This is a genomic window from Shewanella waksmanii (assembly GCF_043643685.1).
In the GTDB taxonomy this organism is placed as follows: Bacteria; Pseudomonadota; Gammaproteobacteria; order Enterobacterales; family Shewanellaceae; genus Shewanella; species Shewanella waksmanii_A.
Map to the genome: position 1 here is coordinate 579,067 of NZ_JBHZSN010000001.1, position 20,129 is coordinate 599,195.

At 45.6% G+C, this 20,129-nt stretch carries 17 protein-coding genes and 1 riboswitch; of the genes, 7 read left to right on the forward strand and 10 right to left on the reverse strand.

The features are described 5' to 3' along the window. Positions 1-37: 37 nt before the first annotated feature. Positions 38-430: an H-NS histone family protein gene (locus ACHUFW_RS02525; protein ID WP_394200409.1), complete on the reverse strand. Its 393-nt coding sequence runs from the start codon at positions 428-430 to the stop codon at positions 38-40. Between the two features lie 309 nt (positions 431-739). Between ACHUFW_RS02525 and ACHUFW_RS02530 the strand changes: the two genes are divergently transcribed. From ACHUFW_RS02530 to ACHUFW_RS02545, 4 genes are all read left to right on the forward strand, one after another. Then, complete coding sequence (locus ACHUFW_RS02530; protein WP_394200410.1) at positions 740-1,489, forward strand: electron transfer flavoprotein subunit beta/FixA family protein; 750 nt, start codon at positions 740-742, stop codon at positions 1,487-1,489. Further along, positions 1,489-2,412 carry an electron transfer flavoprotein subunit alpha/FixB family protein gene (locus tag ACHUFW_RS02535; RefSeq protein WP_394200411.1) on the forward strand — a complete coding sequence of 308 codons (924 nt, stop codon included), beginning with the start codon at positions 1,489-1,491 and terminating at the stop codon, positions 2,410-2,412. Before ACHUFW_RS02530 ends, ACHUFW_RS02535 begins: the two co-directional genes overlap by 1 nt. A 155-nt stretch (positions 2,413-2,567) precedes the next feature. Continuing rightward, positions 2,568-2,787: riboswitch (Lysine riboswitch) on the forward strand. Between the two features lie 79 nt (positions 2,788-2,866). Then, on the forward strand, positions 2,867-4,432 hold the full coding sequence (locus tag ACHUFW_RS02540) for a Na+/H+ antiporter NhaC family protein (protein ID WP_394200412.1): 1,566 nt from the start codon (positions 2,867-2,869) through the stop codon (positions 4,430-4,432). A gap of 259 nt (positions 4,433-4,691) precedes the next feature. Then, positions 4,692-5,270 carry a thymidine kinase gene (locus tag ACHUFW_RS02545; protein ID WP_394200413.1) on the forward strand — a complete coding sequence of 193 codons (579 nt, stop codon included), beginning with the start codon at positions 4,692-4,694 and terminating at the stop codon, positions 5,268-5,270. Between the two features lie 33 nt (positions 5,271-5,303). Here the strand turns inward: ACHUFW_RS02545 and ACHUFW_RS02550 are convergent, their stop codons facing one another. Next, on the reverse strand, positions 5,304-5,726 hold the full coding sequence (locus ACHUFW_RS02550; protein ID WP_394200414.1) for a hypothetical protein: 423 nt from the start codon (positions 5,724-5,726) through the stop codon (positions 5,304-5,306). A 292-nt stretch (positions 5,727-6,018) separates the two neighbouring features. Between ACHUFW_RS02550 and ACHUFW_RS02555 the strand changes: the two genes are divergently transcribed. Beyond that, positions 6,019-7,596: a methyl-accepting chemotaxis protein gene (locus ACHUFW_RS02555; RefSeq protein ID WP_394200415.1), complete on the forward strand. Its 1,578-nt coding sequence runs from the start codon at positions 6,019-6,021 to the stop codon at positions 7,594-7,596. A gap of 50 nt (positions 7,597-7,646) precedes the next feature. On the opposite strand, the gene ACHUFW_RS02560 is transcribed toward ACHUFW_RS02555, so the two are convergent. From ACHUFW_RS02560 to ACHUFW_RS02595, 8 genes are all read right to left on the reverse strand, one after another. After that, on the reverse strand, positions 7,647-8,303 hold the full coding sequence (locus ACHUFW_RS02560) for a 3-oxoacid CoA-transferase subunit B (protein ID WP_394200416.1): 657 nt from the start codon (positions 8,301-8,303) through the stop codon (positions 7,647-7,649). Positions 8,304-8,321: 18 nt separating this feature from the next. After that, the gene (locus ACHUFW_RS02565) at positions 8,322-9,020 is read right to left on the reverse strand and encodes a CoA transferase subunit A (RefSeq protein WP_394200417.1); all 699 of its coding nucleotides are present in this window, start codon (positions 9,018-9,020) and stop codon (positions 8,322-8,324) included. A 48-nt stretch (positions 9,021-9,068) separates the two neighbouring features. Continuing rightward, positions 9,069-9,959: a hydroxymethylglutaryl-CoA lyase gene (locus tag ACHUFW_RS02570; protein ID WP_394200493.1), complete on the reverse strand. Its 891-nt coding sequence runs from the start codon at positions 9,957-9,959 to the stop codon at positions 9,069-9,071. Then, entirely contained in the window at positions 9,959-11,980 is a 2,022-nt protein-coding gene (locus ACHUFW_RS02575) for an acetyl/propionyl/methylcrotonyl-CoA carboxylase subunit alpha (protein WP_394200418.1), read from the reverse strand. Before ACHUFW_RS02575 ends, ACHUFW_RS02570 begins: the two co-directional genes overlap by 1 nt. Positions 11,981-12,040: 60 nt before the next feature. Next, a complete protein-coding gene (locus ACHUFW_RS02580) occupies positions 12,041-12,841 on the reverse strand; it encodes an enoyl-CoA hydratase-related protein (protein ID WP_394200419.1) in 801 nt (266 codons plus the stop codon). A gap of 28 nt (positions 12,842-12,869) precedes the next feature. Next, the gene (locus ACHUFW_RS02585) at positions 12,870-14,477 is read right to left on the reverse strand and encodes a carboxyl transferase domain-containing protein (RefSeq protein ID WP_394200420.1); all 1,608 of its coding nucleotides are present in this window, start codon (positions 14,475-14,477) and stop codon (positions 12,870-12,872) included. 77 nt (positions 14,478-14,554) lie between these two features. Beyond that, positions 14,555-15,724, reverse strand: coding sequence for an isovaleryl-CoA dehydrogenase (locus ACHUFW_RS02590; RefSeq protein WP_394200421.1), 1,170 nt, complete (start codon positions 15,722-15,724; stop codon positions 14,555-14,557). A 111-nt stretch (positions 15,725-15,835) separates the two neighbouring features. After that, a complete protein-coding gene (locus ACHUFW_RS02595) occupies positions 15,836-16,237 on the reverse strand; it encodes a MerR family transcriptional regulator (RefSeq protein WP_394200422.1) in 402 nt (133 codons plus the stop codon). Between the two features lie 443 nt (positions 16,238-16,680). Here ACHUFW_RS02595 and ACHUFW_RS02600 point away from each other — a divergent pair, with 443 nt between their 5' ends. Both ACHUFW_RS02600 and ACHUFW_RS02605 read left to right on the forward strand, forming a co-directional pair. Then, a complete protein-coding gene (locus ACHUFW_RS02600; protein WP_394200423.1) occupies positions 16,681-18,585 on the forward strand; it encodes a propionyl-CoA synthetase in 1,905 nt (634 codons plus the stop codon). Between the two features lie 299 nt (positions 18,586-18,884). Beyond that, the gene (locus tag ACHUFW_RS02605) at positions 18,885-19,949 is read left to right on the forward strand and encodes a GGDEF domain-containing protein (protein WP_394200424.1); all 1,065 of its coding nucleotides are present in this window, start codon (positions 18,885-18,887) and stop codon (positions 19,947-19,949) included. Positions 19,950-20,129: the final 180 nt, after the last annotated feature.

The following is a 20,129-nucleotide window of genomic DNA, read 5'->3' on the forward strand; positions in this document are numbered from 1 at the left end:
CATAATTCGGCTTAATGGGTCAAGGTTTAATGATAGCTTAGATTAAGAAATCATCCATGCTACGACCTTTATCTAATTCATTTTTGAATACGGTCGGTGTACGACCTTGTCCAGTCCAAGTAATGGTTTCACCATTAACTTCAATTTTATATTTTGCTGGACGTGGAGCACGTTTCTTAGGTGCTGCTTTTAATGCTGCTGCGCCTAGGTCGTCAACAGATAAACCCACTGCTTCCATTTGCTTACGAATTTCTTCAATCTTGGCATTACGCTCCGCTAATGCTTCAGATTCAGCGGCAATTTTTGCCTCCCTGTCGGTGATGATTTTATCAAGCTTACCCGCTAGCTCTTTTAATTCATCAACTGATAACTCTTTAACTGCCGCTTTAAAGCGACGGCCGTGAGTTAATATATCTAAAAAATCGCTCATAATAATAGTGGTCCTATTTATGTAACTTTGTTTATTTGTATCATGGTTAATAATAGAAAGGATTTAACTGATAATCAAATAAAAGTTCAAAATATGTACTTATATAAACAAAAAGTAATCAGAAAATAGTTAATTTATATAAATAGTCGGTTATTTTTTGCAAATTTTTATTAACGGCAAGTTCTCAATACAAACGAGCGTTTGAATTGCTGTTGACGTTAACGTTAACAGCACGTAAAGTGACAGCTATTCTGTATAGCCTAAGCTGTACCATTGTATGAGACCGAGAGACGTATAAAAGGAAGCCTTATGAAAGTTTTGGTGCCAGTAAAACGTGTCGTTGATGCAAATGTAAAAGTCAGAGTGAATGCTGATAACACTGCCGTCGACACTGCAAATCTAAAAATGGCTATTAACCCATTTTGTGAAATTGCCGTTGAAGAAGCAGTTCGCCTAAAAGAAGCGGGCGTAGTGAGTGAAATTGTTGTTGCCACTATCGGACCTAAAGCGGCTCAAGAGCAGTTACGTACAGCTATGGCACTGGGTGCAGATCGTGGTATCCACGTGGAGACTGATGAAAGCTTATGTGCGCTTTCTATTGCTAAGCTACTTAATGCTATTCAAGGTAATGAGCAAGCAGAGCTTATTTTATTAGGCAAGCAATCGATTGATGGTGATAATAATCAAACTGGTCAAATGTTGGCTGCTTTAGCGAAATTACCGCAAGCGACGTTTGCATCTGAGGTAAAAGTTGCCGATGGATTTGCCACGGTAACCCGTGAAATTGACGGTGGCCTACAAACCATTAAGATGCCGCTTCCAGGTATCATTACCGCAGATTTACGTCTAAACGAACCTCGTTATGCCAAGTTACCCAACATTATGAAAGCTAAGCGTAAGCCGCTTGATACCATTACGGTTGAGAGTTTAGGTGTGAGCCTTGCACAGCATCAAAAGGTTGTTAGTGTCACGTCGCCGGCGGAGCGTCAAGCTGGAATTATGGTGGGCTCAGTTGAAGAACTTGCTGATAAATTAAAAAATGAAGCGAAGGTGATCTAATGACAACTTTAGTAATAGCAGAACACGATAACCACAGTTTAAAAGCTGATACCGCTAAAGTTGTTGCTTGTGCACAAGCGATTGGTGGTGATATCAACGTTTTAGTTGTTGGCGCTGATTGCCAAGCGGCCGCCGCAGAAGCGGCAAAGTTAAATGGGGTAGCGAAGGTCTTGGTCGCTGACGCACCCGCTTATGCTCATGGCCTGGCTGACAACCTCGGTGAACTCATCAGTGGCCTTGCAGGCGATTATTCTCACGTTCTAGCGTGTGCATCAACCTTGGGTAAAGATGTACTGCCGCGTGTTGCAGCGTTGCTGGATGTGGCTCAGCTTTCTGAAGTGGTTGAAGTTAAGAGCGACGATACCTTCGTGCGTCCAGTTTATGCGGGTAACGCCATGGAAACGGTACAAAGCCTTGATGCCAAGAAGGTGATGACAGTTCGTTCAAGTGCCTTTGATGCTGTCGCAAGTGATGGCAGTGCTGAATTGGCGACAATTGATACCGTGATTGATAGCCAAGTGAGTTTTGAATCTCAAAGTCTGACAGAGTCTGAACGTCCAGAACTTGGTAGTGCTTCGGTGATTGTCTCAGGTGGTCGCGCCCTAGCTAGTAGTGAAAACTTTGCCATTTTAGAAGCGCTTGCCGATAAACTTGGTGGTGCGCTGGGTGCATCACGCGCTGCTGTTGATGCCGGCTTCGTACCCAATGATCTACAAGTGGGTCAAACCGGTAAAATTGTTGCGCCAGATTTGTACATTGCGGTTGGAATTTCAGGTGCAATTCAGCATTTAGCAGGTATGAAAGACTCTAAAGTGATTGTGGCAATCAATAAAGATCCAGAAGCGCCAATATTCCAAGTTGCTGACTATGGATTAGAAGCGGATCTGTTTGACGCGATTCCTGAGTTAACCAAGCTGGTATAGCGTAAACATCATCAGCTTGTAACAGCTAGGTTATCAAGCCGATGTTTACCCGAAAAATAATGTGATTGCGATCACATCAAGCGGTTTTGAGGTAGCATCCTCAAAGCCGCTTGTGTTTTGATGAGCCTCACGTTTTCGACCCTGTGTTGAGAACGTCCTAAAGTAGAGGTGCATGAGATAAGAGTACCTGCAGTGAGGGTGATGCCGTAGACCTGCAAGGAAAGGATCGAATGCCGAAGTTGTTGCACTCATCAAAGTGAACTGCTGGGGCTGTCGTCGAATAGGGACAGCACTGCCATAGACTTCTTATCCGGATGATAGGAAGATGATATACCTATATACTCATGGGTATTACTATGGAGCGCTACTGAAAGGACAGGTGTTTTTGATATCTTCATCCATATCCCACCAGTTCAGTCGCCTCCATTCGTACTCAAAACGAAGATAAAAATAAATGACGACTCTTAGTTACGCTGATTCAGCGCTCTCATTGCTACCCCCCGTGGTTGCAATACTCATGGCGATATTTACCCGCAAAGTTCTGCTGTCTTTGGGGGTGGGGATCCTGTTAGGCATACTGCTGATCACGGATTTCGCTGTGGTCGACTCAGGCCAGTATTTGGCTAACCAAGCTGTTGGGCTATTTTGGGAAGATGGCGCAATGAACAGTTGGAATGTCTATTTACTCGGCTTCCTTATCCTGCTTGGTATGATCACCGCGTTGATTACCGTCAGTGGCGCTGCTAAAGCGTTTGCTGAATGGGCACGCAATCGCATCCGTAACAAACGTGATGCAAAGCTGTTGACCATGTTCTTAGGCTGCGTGGTGTTTATTGACGATTATTTTAATAGCTTAGTTGTTGGTAGTGTCGCAAGGCCGCTAACTGACCGTTACTATATTTCTCGCAGTAAGCTGGCTTATCTCCTTGATAGTACTGCAGCACCTATTTGTGTTATCTCACCAGTATCCAGCTGGGGTGCTTATATTATTGCTCTTATTGGCGGTATCCTTACGGCGCATGGCTTTACCGACAGTGGCCATTTAAGCGTATTTGTGCAGATGATACCGATGAACTTCTACGCAATTTTTGCGTTGTTACTGCTGTTATGTGTGGCATTTATGGGCTTAGATATCGGCCCAATGCGTCAGCATGAACTTAACGCACAAAAGGGCAACCTGTATGATGAGTCAAAAGGGCTACCACCGGGTGCCAATAGCGACTTACCCGAGTCAGATTCAGGCAAAATTATCGGTTTGTTCTTGCCAATTACTGTACTTGTTGGTGCGACCTTGTACTTTATGATTAGCAGTGGTGCAGATGCATTGGCGGCTGAGTCTATTGAGTTCTCTATCATCGGCGCATTTGAGAAAACGGATGTGGCTTGGTCACTGTTTTATGGCGCACTGATTGGTCTTGTGGCAACCGTTGCATTAGTGATCAGCCAAGGTTTACAGAAAGAATTACTGATTAAAGGGTTAGTGGCCGGGGCGCGCTCGATGCTGCCAGCTATCTATATTTTGCTATTTGCTTGGACTATTGCGGGCGTGATTGGCCAACTAGAGACCGGTAAATACATGGCAAGCTTGGCATCTGGCAATATTCCATTTGCGTTGCTTCCTGCGGTGCTATTTGTACTGGCTGGCTTAACTGCATTTTCTACCGGTACCAGTTGGGGCACATTTGGCATTATGTTACCTATCGCTGCTGATATGGCGATGGGCACCCATATCAACATGATGTTGCCAATGTTAGCAGCCGTGTTAGCGGGTGCGGTATTTGGTGACCATTGTTCTCCGATATCTGATACCACGATTTTGTCATCTACGGGGGCTAACTGTCACCACATTGACCACGTATTAACGCAACTTCCTTACGCGGTGATTGTGGCGGTGATAAGTTTAGGTGGCTACACAGTACTTGGCTTTACTGAATCGTTAACCGCAGGTTTACTGACTTGTACGGTACTATTCATTATCAGTGTATTGGTGCTTAGAGTAAAAGCGAATCAACCGAGTTAATCCGCAATAACGCCATCATAAAATCAAGCCCAAGTGGGGAACCCTCTTGGGCTTTTTTATTGCCTGAAGCTTACTCAATTGCTTTTGGCTAACATATAAGCCCACTGGCTCATTTGTTTTATGCGCCGAGAATTTACGTGGCAAAACTGCGCTGAGTAGATCAACGTCTTATAGTGATAGCGATTAGACGCCTTTTACTGGTATGACATTGGTTGACGCGGTAAACTTAGCCACCTTTTTATTCGCTAAGGAAGCAGGTTTGGCTCAGCTTTATTTTTATTACTCGGCAATGAACGCCGGTAAGTCCACGTCTTTATTACAATCTTCATATAACTATCGCGAACGTGGTATGAATACCTTGGTGATGACTGCATCCATTGATGACCGTTATGGTGTGGGCAAAGTAGCCTCAAGGATTGGTATTGAGACCGATGCGCAAGTTTTTGGTAGTCATGATGATATTGCCAAACTTATTGAACAAGCCAATGCTGAGCAACAATTACATTGCATCTTGATTGACGAAGCACAGTTTTTAGCGAAAGAGCAAGTTAAGCAATTAACTTATGTGGTGGATGTACTCGACATACCTGTGCTGTGTTATGGCCTAAAAACAGACTTCCAAGGTGAATTGTTTAGTGGTAGTCAATACCTGTTGGCTTGGGCGGATAAGCTCATAGAGCTAAAAACCATTTGTCATTGTGGACGTAAAGCTAACATGGTGCTTCGTTTAGATGGTAACGGTAAGCCGATGCGAGAGGGCGAACAGGTAGCAATTGGCGGTAATGAAAGTTACGAGTCTGTATGTCGTAAACATTTTCGAGAGTTTCTTTGGGACTAACACTAGCCCGAATGTAATTGGCTATCGAAATCGCTATTGCAGTGATGATAACAGCTGACGCACTTTAGCGCGGCTGTTATCTATTTCGGCAATAATGGCGTTGCTACTGTGTTGCTCCTCGGCCATCAATGACCAGTTTTGTTGCCATACCGCCTTGAGTTGCTTGGTTTGCTGTTGCAGCTCCGGCGTGGTTATCAGTGCTAAATCATGAACCAGATTCACCTTAATCCAACCTTTGCGCGGATTGCCTTCAATTAAGTTGTTATCATAGTGAGCGGCATAAACTATCGCTTCTAGTTCAGAAAGCTGCAGTAGTAACTCAAAGCTGGCTGAGCGCATGGTATTATTGTGTTCGCTAATTTCCATCCGCCACACGTTATAGCTAAAGCCAATTAAGGCAAAAATCATACTGAATACCGCAGTGATTTGAAAAAGCTGCCTACGAGCTGCACCCATCAACTGGCTCCCATGCTTATCTGACTTTTGAACACTCTTTTAGTGTAGTGCCTGCAAACGATGCTGGCACATTCTTGATATTAAATAGTTTCCAAGTCTGCTAAGTCGTTTTTAGTGGCTTTTCAAGTGAGGCGGGAGAGATTTACTTTTGCAGATCAGGATTTGCGATCCGCCTCAAAAATAAACAAATGTAACAATGGTTGATACATTTAATCTTGCACTGGGTCACATATTATCCGCCATTAACAAGGCAAACTAGCGCCACCTTACCTAGATAACTATTTGAAACATAATGCGTAATAATCAACCTGTGACAACGCAGGAAGTGTGTCTAACGGATGAAGATATTTTGCTATCTACTACCGACCTTGCCGGTAATATTCGCTATGCAAATGAAGATTTTTGTCGAGTATGCGGATTTGAGCAGCAAGAGCTAGTAGGTCAGCCGCATAATATAGTTCGCCACCCCCATATGCCTGAGCAAGCGTACAAAATGCTGTGGCAAACCTTGAAGCAAAATCAATCTTGGATGGGAGTGGTTAAAAACCGATGTAAAGATGGCGGCTATTATTGGGTCAATGCTTATGTAGCACCGGTTGTTAAAGATGGAAAGGTTGAGGAATATCAGTCGGTGCGCCGCCGTGCTAGCGCACAGCAGGTTGAGCGGGCAAGTGCTACCTATAAGAAGTTGCAGCAGGGCGACACCCCTGCTGAACTGGATAAGCCGTTTTTGAGCTTTACCGCCAAAATCAAATTGTTTGCGATGGTAATGCTGTTGTTAGGCATTGCCTGTGCGGCGTTGTCACCATGGCTTGCCAGCTTGTTGGTTGTGCCTATGTTTTTGGGTTTAAAGCTTATCCTCAAACCGTTCAAGCAGCTTGAGAGCCAAGCGTTGTCAGTTATTGATGATCCTGTTGCTAGGCATGTTTATACGGGCCGAAATGATGAGCTGGGCAACATCGCATGTGCGATGGAGTTTGTGAACGCCGAGATTTCTGGTGTAGTGGGCCGTATGGCTGATGGCGCCAAATCAATTGCAGATGATAACGATCAATTGCTGACATCGATTACCGCAGCATCAGGACGCGCAGATGGTCAAAGTCAGCAAACGGCCCAAGCTGCAGCCGCTGTTGAGGAGTTAACCGCTAGCTTTAATGAGCTAGGTAGCCAAATCAAGCAAGTTGCCACGGAAGTAGAGCATAGTCAGTCAACGGTCGCACTGGGCTATCAGCAATTAGATACCGTGGTAAAAACCATTGATGCATTAAATCATGAGGTGGGTAACTTTGCTTCTGTGGTAGCTGAAATTGAACAAGACAGTGTGGCGATTAACCAAGTACTGGAAGTCATTAGCACGATTGCAGAGCAAACCAATTTGCTGGCACTTAATGCGGCTATTGAAGCGGCTAGAGCAGGGGAGTCAGGAAGGGGGTTTGCGGTTGTCGCTGATGAGGTGCGTCAGTTATCAGCCCGTACTGGAGAATCGACTCGGCAAATAGACCAAATCATTGCTAAGTTTCAATCTAGCACAGCTAATGCAGCTAATACCTTGGCAGCTGGGCAGGCTCAAGCGACTAAAGCGGTGGAGCTTGTGAAAGAAGCTGAGCATGTATTTGCAGGCTTAGTTGCTACGATTGATAGCATTAATCAAATGACCGAACACAGCGCTGATGCTATGGGAGAGCAAGGCATTGCAGCTAACGAGATCAGTGACTCGTTACAAGCAATTAGTGAATTAGCTAATGAAGGTTATAGCCAATCACACCAAGATAAAATGCTTGGTGAGAACACCGCAGAGAAATCGGCGATGTCGCGCCAATTGTCTCAACAATTCTGGCAACATTCAGTGCAAAGGTTAGCACGTGATTAAAAACAAAAAAGCCACTCATTGAGTGGCTTTTAGCTAGATAGAAACACAACTTATAGCTGCATTTCGGGAACATGGTCAGGAACGATCAATTTCCCTGCGGTTTTGGCGACAATCTCTTCCACTGTCACGCCAGGAGCGCGCTCGAGTAGGTGGAAGGCACCGTCTTTAATCTCGATAAAAGCCAGATCGGTGAGCACTCGCTTGATACAGCCGTAACCGGTGAGTGGTAATTCACACACGGGCAGCAGCTTTGAGTTGCCTTTTTTATCAGCATGCATCATGGTGACAATGATGTTGTCGGCGCCAGCCACGAGATCCATCGCTCCACCCATGCCTTTAATCAGTTTGCCAGGGATCATCCACGAGGCAATCGAGCCGTTAACGTCAACCTCAAATGCACCGAGTACTGTTAGGTCAACATGTCCGCCACGGATCATCGCGAAACTCTCAGCTGATGAGAAAAATGATGCGCCATCTACGGCAGTCACAGTTTGTTTTCCAGCGTTAATCAAATCCGCATCAATAGTGTCTTCTGTTGGAAATTCTCCCATACCCAATAAACCATTTTCTGATTGCAGCATGACTTGCATACCGTCAGGAATATAGTTTGCCACTAAGGTGGGGATACCGATACCAAGGTTAACGTAAAAGCCATCTTGCAACTCTTGGGATACACGCTGCGCTAGTTGTTCTCTCGATAGTGCCATTATCAATGCTCCCTTTAATTATGCTTTTACAGTGCGTTGTTCAATACGTTTCTCAAACGTACCTTGAATCAATCGATCGACGTAGATTCCTGGCGTATGAATATGATCCGGATCCAGTTCGCCCGGCTCAACAATATGTTCAGCTTCTACCACAGTGATTTTTCCCGCGGTTGCCATCATAGGATTAAAGTTGGCGGCTGTTTTACGGAACACGAGGTTACCCATGGTGTCTGCTTTCCATGCTCTCACTAACGCAAAGTCTGCTGTCAGAGCTGGCTCTAGCACGTAGTGACGCCCATCAATCTCACGGGTTTCTTTGCCCTCTGCAACGGGAGTACCGTAGCCAGTTGCTGTGAAAAATGCAGGGATACCTGCACCACCGGCACGAATTTTTTCTGCAAGTGTGCCTTGAGGCGTTAAAATTACATTTAATTCGCCAGATAGCATTTGCTGTTCAAATGTCGCATTTTCACCAACGTATGAAGCGATCATGGTATCGATTTGGCGGCTTTTCAGTAGCAAGCCTAAGCCAAAGTCATCAACACCTGCGTTATTTGAAATAGCGGTCAAGCCGGTTACGCCGGTTTTTACCATTTGTGCGATAAGACCTTCTGGGATGCCGCATAAACCGAAGCCGCCGACCATAACGGTCATATCATTACTTAAACCTTCAAGTGCAGCTTCATAGCTACTGACCAGTTTATTCAGTCCTGCCATTATTATTATCTCCCTCTCTAAGATTGCCGCCACAGGGCCACAATCAGATTAAATATTGATAGCTTGTGCTACTTTCGAACCGGTATCTCGACCTAACGCTTGACTAATTTGCATGCCAGCCTGCGCTAATAACTGTAGGTCAATGCCGGTATCTATGCCCATACCGTGAAGCATATAAACCAAATCTTCGGTCGCTAAGTTGCCAGATGCACCTTTGGCATAAGGGCAACCACCAAGACCCGCCACTGAGCTGTCGATTACGCTGACTCCGGTTTCTAAGCAAGCCAAAATGTTGGCTAATGCTTGGCCGTAAGTGTCGTGAAAGTGCAAAGCCAGCTGGTCAACGGGAACACGTTCGCTGACCGCTTGCACCATTTTACGGGCATTAATCGGGGTGCCAACGCCTATCGTGTCCCCAAGTGAAATCTCGTAACAGCCCATTTTGTAAAGAATCTCTGCCACGCGAGCCACTTCGTTAATGGCGATTTCGCCTTCATAGGGGCAACCTAAAACGCACGATACATAGCCGCGAACTCGTACTTTGTTGGCTTTAGCCGCCTCTACTACTGGGATGAAGCGTTCAATCGACTCTTCAATGGAACAGTTGATATTCTTTTGACTGAAGCTTTGAGAGGCGGCACCAAAAATGGCAACTTCGTCTGCTCCGGCGTCAAGTGCAAGTTCCAAGCCTTTTAAATTAGGAGTTAACGCACTATAGGTGACACCTTGTTGTCTGGTTAACTGGCGGAAAATATCACCTGAATCTGCCATTTGCGGCACCCATTTAGGTGAAACAAAGCTGCCAGCTTCGATACGATTGATGCCAGCGCGCCCCAATTGTTCTATCAGCTTGAGCTTATCTGCCGTCGATACCGCTACTTCATTCTGAAGCCCATCACGGGGACCGACTTCAAATATGGATACTTTATCGGCAAACATCATTCTTCCTCGCTGTCGTTAGGGGTGACTTCAAGTAACTGAGTACCATCTTCAACCAACTCGCCAGACTCAAAGAAGAAAGCGGTGACCACGCCATCAAAAGGCGCCTCAATGGTGTACTCCATTTTCATCGCCTCCATCACCAGCAGGCCTTGACCTTGGGTGACACTATCACCCACTTGAGCTAGATGAGTCACTACCGTGCCATTCATAGGGGCTTTTAGCTTATCTTCGTGGCTGGCCTGTTCTTCGGCGATTTCGGTTTGTACCGCTTTAAAATGATAACTACCTTGGGGCAGGAACAGGGTAAACCCTTCAGTATCTTGGCTAACCGGTACCTTACTCTTATGACCATTAATTTCGGCGTGCAGCACATCTTCAATTAGGCTGCCACTTAACAGTAGCGGTTGATCATTGAAGCTGATGCTAAATTGATCGCCGATTTGAGTAAGTTGTAATTGTTGTAGCTGGTTATTAGCATCTAACAACGCAATGGGGTGAATACTATTACTGTTCAACCTAAAGCCACTTGCTTGGCCCCAAGGTGAGTAGGGATCATGGCTATTTAACGCCGCCGATTTAGCTTGCTGCTGTTGAACACACACTGTGTATAGGGCTGCCATTGCCAAAGCATGGTTGGTTTGTTGCTCACTGTCATCGAGTTGCGGGCCGATGAGGCTATCGCCATAACGCTCAATAAAGTCAGTACTGAAATCAGCACTGGCAAAAGCGGGGTGCTCGGCAATATTGGCTAAAAATTCTATGTTATGTTTTAAACCGCTGATCTGGTAGGAGCCCAGAGCGTGGATAAGCCGTTGTAGCGCGCGAGGACGTGATTCATCCCAAACAATCAGCTTGGCGATCATCGGGTCGTAGAAGTTACTGATGACATCATTTTCACGAATGCCCGAGTCGATACGCACAAACTTGTTTTGTTGCGGCTCACGTAAAAAGTTGAGTTTGCCACTGGCGGGTAAAAAGTCGTTAAGTGGATCTTCTGCGTAAATCCGTGCCTCGAACGCATGGCCATGAATACGCACTTCATCTTGTTGAAGCGGCAGGGGTGACTTGCTGGCCACCATTAGCTGCCATTTAACCAGATCTTGTCCTGTAACGAGTTCGGTGACGGGGTGTTCAACCTGCAAGCGGGTATTCATTTCCATGAAATAAAAGCTGTCGTCAGTATCGAGTAAGAACTCGACCGTACCAGCACCGACATAATCAATGGCCTTAGCGGCTGCAACAGCTGCTTCCCCCATTTTTTTGCGTAGGCTATCACTGAGCCCTGGGGCGGGTGCCTCTTCCACGACTTTTTGATGACGGCGTTGAATCGAGCAGTCTCTATCAGAGAGATAGATACAATTGCCAAAGGTATCGGCAAACACTTGTACTTCAACATGGCGAGGTTGACGTAGGTAACGTTCAATCAATAATTTGTCATTACCAAAAGAGGATGCTGCTTCTCGTCTTGCCGAGTTAATGGCGTCAAGGGCCTGATCGTGTGACTCAACGATACGCATGCCTTTACCACCGCCACCATAAGCGGCTTTTATCAGCTGTGGAAAACCAATCTCTTTTGATGCTTGCAGTAATACTTGATCCGATTGTTCATCGCCATGGTAACCCGGGACTAGCGGTACGTTGGCGTTACCCATAATTTCTTTTGCGGCACTTTTACTGCCCATGGCATCGATTGCCGCCGCGCCAGGACCGACAAAGGCGATGTCATTTTGTTCACATAGACGAGCAAACTCAGCATTTTCGGATAAGAAACCATATCCAGGGTGGATGGCTTGTGCACCAGAACGCTTGGCGATATCGATGATCAGCTCACCTTTTAAATAAGAGTCTGCTGGCGCACTGCCACCAAGATAAAAAGACTCATCAGCCATTGCCACATGGCGAGCATCTTTATCTGCATCGGAGTAAAGTGCAACTGTACGTACGCCCATTAACTTGGCGGTTTTGATAATGCGGCAAGCTATCTCACCACGATTTGCAATCAATAATTTGGTAAACATATCAAGACACTCTCTGTGTTGTGTTTACAATAGGGCGAATGAGGATTGTGTGCATTGTTATTATTCCTCTGCCTGCCATTGGGGAGCACGTTTTTCAAAGAAGGCATTGAGGCCTTCTTGGCCTTCTTCGGACACGCGGATACGGGCGATACGCTCACTGGTATGATCGCGTGTTTGCTGATTAATCTCGCCATTTTCTAAATGACTCAGCAAGGTTTTGGTCCACGCCATCCCCTGAGGACTATTGGCCTTGAAGGCGGCAATAAATGGCTTTGCCGCGGCGGCGAGATCGTCATCGATTTGGTGAATAATCTGTAATGTTTGTGCTGTATTCACATCGAAACGTTCTGCGGTCATCATGTAGCGCCTCGCTGCGCGTTGCCCCATTGCTCGGGCAACATAAGGGCTAATGACGGCAGGGATTAGTCCTAGCTTCACTTCGCTTAAGCAGAAGCTTGCGCGAGTATTGGCAATGGCAATATCACAGCAACAAATCAGGCCTAATGCGCCCCCAAAAGCAGCACCCTGCACCAGTGAGATACTGGGCTTAGGAAACTTATCGAGCTCATGCATCAAGGTCGCCAGCTCATTGGCATCGGCCAGGTTTTGCTGAAAGTCCATGCCCGCTTGTTTGCGCATCCAATTGAGATCTGCACCGGCGCTGAAATTTTTGCCTTCAGCACTGAGTAACAAAAGCTGGCATTCGTGACGCTTTGCAAGGATACGCAAACTGGTAATGATTTCATTAATCATCACTTCGTCAAACGCGTTGTGTTTGTCCGCCCGATCTAGCTTGATATGACCGACGCCATCTTCTATGAAGCAGCGAACAAAATTAAAATGTTGGGTTTCTGGTAACATAATCATGCCCTTATATTGTTCGCAGTCATTACATTCTAAATACACCAAACTTGGTGTCTGCTATTGGGGCATTGAGGGCTGCTGATAGCGCAAGACCTACCACATCGCGAGTTTGGGCTGGATCGATAATACCGTCATCCCATAACCTTGCACTGGCATGGTATGGATGACCTTCTTTATCATATTGCGCTACGATGGGTTCTCTAAACTTGGCTTCCTCTTCCGCGGACCAGTCTACCCCTTTACGAGCTAGACCATCACGACGCACAGTGGCAAGTACGCCTGCAGCTTGTTCACCTCCCATGACTGAGATACGAGCATTAGGCCACATCCACATCATCGTAGGTTCAAAAGCGCGACCACACATACCATAGTTACCAGCACCGTAGCTGCCGCCAATGATGACAGTAAATTTAGGTACCGTGGCACATGAAACGGCAGTCACCATCTTGGCACCATGTTTGGCGATACCTTCATGCTCGTACTTCTTACCCACCATGAAACCGGTAATATTTTGCAGGAATAACAATGGAATCTTTCGCTGGCAACAAAGCTCGATAAAGTGAGCGCCTTTTTGAGCGGACTCAGAAAATAAAATCCCGTTATTAGCGACAATACCGACCGGGTAACCATGAATGCGAGCAAAGCCACAAACTAAGGTGTTACCGTAATTTGCTTTAAATTCATCAAAGTCTGAGTCATCGACCAATCGAGCAATCACTTCCTTAACATCAAAAGGCTTTTTCAGATCGGTTCCGACAATGCCGTATAGTTCGTTGATGTCGAACTTAGGTGGTTTGACCGCGCTTAATTGAGCAGCAATCTGCTTGTTGTGATTTAACCGAGCTACAGACTTACGGGCCAGTTCTAATGCATGATCATCATTTTGCGCCATGTGATCAGCAACCCCTGATATCTTGGTATGCACCTCTGCACCGCCAAGCTCTTCTGCTGAGACCTCTTCACCGGTAGCCGCTTTCACTAATGGGGGGCCAGCTAAGAAGATGGTGCCTTGTTCTTTTACGATGATAGACTCATCAGCCATCGCTGGAACATAAGCACCGCCAGCGGTACATAAGCCCATCACCACGGCAATTTGTGGGATCCCTTTAGCAGACATTTGTGCTTGGTTGTAGAAGATGCGACCGAAATGGTCACGATCAGGAAATACTTCGTCTTGACGGGGTAGGTTAGCTCCCCCTGAATCGACTAGATAGATACAAGGTAGGTGACATCGCTCGGCTATCTCTTGGGCTCTTAGGTGTTTTTTCACCGTGATGGGGTAGTAGGTTCCGCCTTTAACAGTGGCGTCATTGGCAATGATCATGCACTCAACCCCACTGACTCGGCCTACACCGGCAATAATGCCTGCTGCCGGTACGACATCATCGTATACTTCATAAGCTGCAAACTGTGATAGCTCTAGAAAGGGAGAGCCAGCATCAAGTAGTTTTTCTACGCGCTGTCTCGGTAGCAATTTACCGCGAGAAAGATGACGTTCTCGAGCCACTGCACCACCACCTTGTTCTATGGTGTGCAGTTTGCTTTTTAAGTCGGCAACAACCGCTGCCATCTCTTGGTGTTTGGTTTTGAACTCATCGCTGCGAGCGTTAATTCGACTGCTTAGTTGCGTCACGGTCATGTCCTTGTTAGCACAAAATGAGGGAAGTCGGCAAAGGCACTGCAGCGGGGAGTCTGCAGTGCCTCAATGAGTTATTTGGATTCGTTAAATAACTCACGACCGATCAGCATGCGGCGTATTTCAGAGGTGCCAGCACCAATTTCATACAGTTTCGCGTCGCGTAATAAGCGCCCTGTGGCATATTCGTTGACGTAACCGTTACCGCCTAATAATTGAATGGCGTCTAATGCCATTTTGGTGGCCAGCTCCGCGCTATATAAAATGGCGCCAGCGGCATCTTTACGCGTGGTTTCACCGCGATCGCAGGATTTAGCGACATTGTAAATATAGGATTTGGCTGCATTCATGCCGGTGTACATGTCGGCAAGTTTGCCTTGAACTAATTGGAATTGACCGATTGATTTACCAAACTGTTCTCGTTCATGAATGTACGGTACCACAATGTCCATGCACGCCGTCATAATGCCGAGTGGTCCGCCAGATAGAACAACGCGCTCGTAATCAAGGCCGCTCATCAGTACTTTTACGCCATTGTTTAATCCGCCAAGAATATTTTCTTCGGGCACTTCAACGTTATCGAACACGAGTTCACAGGTGTTAGAACCGCGCATTCCCAATTTATCGAGCTTTTGCGCTTGGCTGAATCCTTTGTATCCACGCTCTACAATGAAAGCGGTGATACCGTGTGGGCCTTTATCTAAGTCGGTTTTTGCGTAGATAACATAAGTATCTGCATCTGGGCCATTAGTGATCCACATTTTGTTGCCGTTGAGGATATAGCGATCGCCTTCTTTGCGGGCATGAAGTTTCATCGACACTACATCTGACCCTGCATTGGGCTCACTCATGGCTAATGCACCAATGTGCTCGCCGCTGACCAGCTTTGGTAGATATTTCGCTTTTTGTGCCTCGTTACCATTGCGGTTGATTTGGTTAACACAAAGGTTGGAATGGGCACCGTAGCTCAGGCCAATTGATGCAGAAGCACGCGATACTTCTTCCATCGCCACAACATGGGCTAAATAGCCCATATCAGCGCCACCGTACTGCTCTGGTACAGTAATACCTAGTAACCCCATCTCACCTAGAACAGGCCATAGCTCATTGGGGAAGGCGTTTTGTTCATCGACTTTAGCGGCAATGGGGGCGATTTCATTGCTGGCAAAACTGTGTACTGCATCGCGAAGCATATCGATGTCTTCACCGAGGCCGAAATTGAGAGATGAGTAGAGTTGAGTCATGGTTGAAGTCCTATCATGTACTTTTATTAGTATTGTTATTTTTTGCTGTCTAATTGCTTGTTAAATTTTAAGTTTATTAACTTATTAGCATTGCTAATTTATTGTTTTAATTTAGACTTTTTGTTGCTCTTCTAATGCGGCACGGCATTGCTGCTCAGCACTGTTTAATTCCATCAGTACCACTTTGATGTCGTCCATTTGCTGTTGCAAAGCAGACTTTTTCTCTTCTACCAAATCCAACATGGTTTGCAGTTGTGAGGAGCTATTTTTGTCAGCATCGTAAAGTTCAAAGAGGCGGCGTGTTTCGGCCAATGAGAAACCAAGTCTTTTGCCTCGCAGGATAAGTTTTAACCGCACTCGGTCTTTCAAACCGTAGATGCGGGTTTGGCCTCGACGTTTCGGTTTTAAGAGGCCTTGGTCTTCATAAAATCGGATACTACGCGTCGTAATATCAAACTCTTTAGATAACTCACTGATTGAGTAAGTTGTCTGTGGGGCGTGATTGTCGCTCATTAATAACACCATAAAATTTAACGTTTCATGCACAATATATGAAGTTTACGTAAAGGTAAAGCTTGCGCTGATTTGATAGCTTGAAATCGATTCAATAAGGTGTCAGGAAAAGCTGACGCTTACCATGTAAAACATAGAAATTTCTTGATTTTAAAGGCTTGCAGAGGCTTATGCCGCACTGTTTTATTGCATAAATTAGCCCTAGTTATTCTAAGGTCTAATGGGCAACGCTGAGCTGGGCGCGATAATTGAGTCATCAGTTTTGCCCATAAAATAAACAATATTCGCCGTAAGGCAGGGCGCTGTCACTGAGGGAATCACACGTAGATGTAGATACCTTATTTATACAAGCAAGGGGATAGATTGGACTGGCTGTAGGTGGAGTATTGGTATGCATATCAATAACTCGCTTACAAACATAGTCACAATCAAGGAGGCACACCATGAAGGAATTACATCAACAACTGCAGCAACAAGCGAAAGCAAACCCTAATGATTTTTGGGGGCAAGCGGCACAAGCAATCGATTGGACTCGGTCTTGGGATAAGGTACTTGAAGATGATAATGCGCCCATGTACCAATGGTTCAGTGGCGGCGAGTTAAATACCTGCTATAACGCTGTAGATCGCCATGTTGCTGCGGGACGAGGTAATCAGGTGGCAATTCAATATGTCAGCCCTGTTACAGACACTGAATATGGTATCACCTTTGAAGAGCTGCAGGCGCAAGTGAGTCGCCTTGCTGGGTTTATGGCTCAGCGAGGCGTGAGCAAAGGCGATCGTGTGGTGATATATATGCCAATGATTCCTGAAACGGCCTATGCGATGCTAGCCTGTGCTCGTTTGGGGGCAATTCACTCTGTGGTGTTTGGCGGGTTTGCTGCTAATGAGCTGGCTACCCGTATCGATGATGCAAAACCAAAGATGGTGTTATCAGCGTCATGTGGGATCGAGCCATCTGGCGTGGTGGCATATAAACCCTTGCTCGATGAAGCCCTCGAACAGTCATCACACAATGTTGACAGCTGCGTGATTTTGAATCGTCCGCAATATACAGCAGCGCTTGTACCGGGCCGAGACTGGGATTGGCAAAAATGCGTCGCCAATGCCAGCCATATTGATTGTGTTAGCGTCAAAGCGACTGACCCGTTATATGTGCTTTATACTTCCGGCACCACAGGTCAACCTAAAGGGGTGGTAAGAGACAACGGTGGCCATGCCGTGGCGCTAAGTTGGTCGATGCAGCATATTTATGACATTCAAGCGGGCGATACTTTTTGGGCGGCATCAGATGTCGGTTGGGTAGTGGGCCATTCCTATATCGTTTACGGTCCCTTGTTAGTGGGAGCGACCACCTTACTGTTTGAAGGTAAACCCGTTGGTACGCCTGACCCAGGCACATTTTGGCGGACGATTGCAAAGTATAATGTGAAGAGCTTTTTTACCGCACCAACCGCCATTCGTGCGATTAAGCGAGATGACCCTACAGGCGAGTATATTAAGCGAGTTGATTTAAGCTGCTTGAAGAATCTGTTTTTGGCTGGCGAACGTTGTGATCCCGATACCTTGTACTGGGCCCATGATCAATTGCAAAAACCTGTAATTGACCACTGGTGGCAAACTGAAACAGGCTGGCCCGTTGCGGCGAATATGATGGGCACAGCGCCGGTTGCTGTTAAACCAGGCTCTCCTGCGTTACCCATTCCTGGATACGATGTGCAGGTGGTCGATGAGATGGGCGAGCAAGTAGCCGCCAATGATTCAGGTAACGTTGTGATTAAGCTGCCACTGCCACCGGGAACACTCACGACATTATGGGGTAATGAGCAACGTTATAAAGACAGTTATTTGAGCATGTACCCTGGCTACTATTTAACCGGCGATGCGGGGTATATGGATGAAGATGGTTATCTTTATATTATGAGCCGTATTGATGACATTATTAACGTGGCGGGTCATCGTCTATCTACTGGGCGTTTTGAAGAAGTGTTGTGTCAACATGAAGCGGTAGCCGAAGCGGCAGTGATTGGTGTGGATGATAAGTTGAAAGGCCAAGTTCCCCTTGGATTGGTGGTATTGAAAAAAGGAGTCCATTTAACTGATGAGCAATTATATAAAGAGTTGATTGCATTAGTGCGAGAGCAAATTGGTCCGGTGGCGGCATTTAGGTTAGTGAGTGCTATCCAAAAACTACCGAAAACTCGCTCTGGTAAGATTTTACGTGGCACTATGCGTAAAATTGCTGATAATCAATCTTTTAATATGCCTGCGACCATCGAAGATCCGCAAACGCTCGATTTAGTGCGCAATGCGCTAACTCGCATGGGCTATGCAGATGCACATGTTTAATTAACTTATTCGCCCATGATGGGGCGTTACCTGCAATGGGGTACCAGCTTCTAGGCGCCCCGCTTAGCGTTTAAAGTTTGAAGTGATACTATAGTGATTATGCTGAGTTACAGCTTGTGAATATTGCAATGGATAAGGGCCAATAAGCGCATACTCAATTGGGTATTATTCATAATGTAATCTCAGTGCTTTGTAGGATTTTTCTCGTTCGGCCAGTGACAATGCATATTTGTTGCTACACTTTTTAACATCGGTCAATAAATCGTGTTTTAAGGTAATGCAATGAATTTAGGTCAGTGATGATTAAAAACCCTGCGTCTAATAATCAGCTTGATAAATGTGGTCATGAACAAATTTCGGCTTTGCTAAATTGTGATGATGAGATTTTGCTAAAAAAAATGTTGGTTGAGATTTACTCCAGTTATATTAACCAACTTAATTTTCAGCTTTATTTTAATGGTTCACTGGCATTGGCGATTGGTGAGCAGCCGCCCTATGACGATAACCAGCTCCTCGATTGGCAACAAAAAACTCAAGATGGCAAAGAACATATCAGTAAGACAGATTCGAGTTTTATTTCGATCATTCCTTTGACCTATAATCAAGATCATTTAGGAATTTTATTTACTTTTACTCCAACACAGCTTGACCACAACCGTATTGCGACTTTGCAGTACCTAAGTCGAATGTTTTGTCAACAATGGGTTAATCTGCAACGTAGTATTCTTGATCCTCTCACGGGACTTCTTAACCGTAATACTTTTGAGAAGCGTGTGATGGCAATCGTGCAAGACCCGCACTATGCCCCTGAGCGAGCAATCTATAGCAGTCAAGAACGCTTGCCAGCGCTAAACCCTGCTAGGAATGTCGATGCTTCCTATGAAGTTGATACCACTTTGGATGGTTTACCAACAAAGGATTGCAATTACGGTCGGCTCTGGTATTTGGCAATATTTGATATTGATTTCTTTAAACAGGTAAATGATAACTTTGGTCATATGCTTGGCGATGAGGTGCTATTGCTGTTTGCCAACTTATTTAAAACGTCTTTTAGAGAAGAAGATTTCCTATTTCGATATGGTGGGGAAGAGTTTCTGGTGTTATTTCGAGCCTATAGTGATAATCAGGCATTTCAGGTATTAGATCGGGTAAGACGCTCGGTAGAGAACTACGCCTTTCCGCAAGTGGGGAGGGTGACTGTGAGTATTGGTTTTAGCCCGTTTATTGAACATATGTACAGCACTGATTTAGTTGCGCTAGCCGATAAAGCTTTATATGAAGCTAAAGCTCTTGGGCGAAATCGTGTTGAACGGGCTAAGTACACTCAAGTGCAACCCTGCCAAGATGATGTTGAGTTGTTTTAGTTACTGTCCTTTAGCCATCAAAGATAAGCTCACGAATACAGAGGAATAACTTTTTGATAAAGTGTGCTGAGCGATTAATAATGATAGCTATTTTTTGTTAAAGAAAATCAACATCTAAACGTCAATGCAATTGACCGTTTTTATTCGCCTAAGTCCCAACTATAATAATTCATTTGTGGT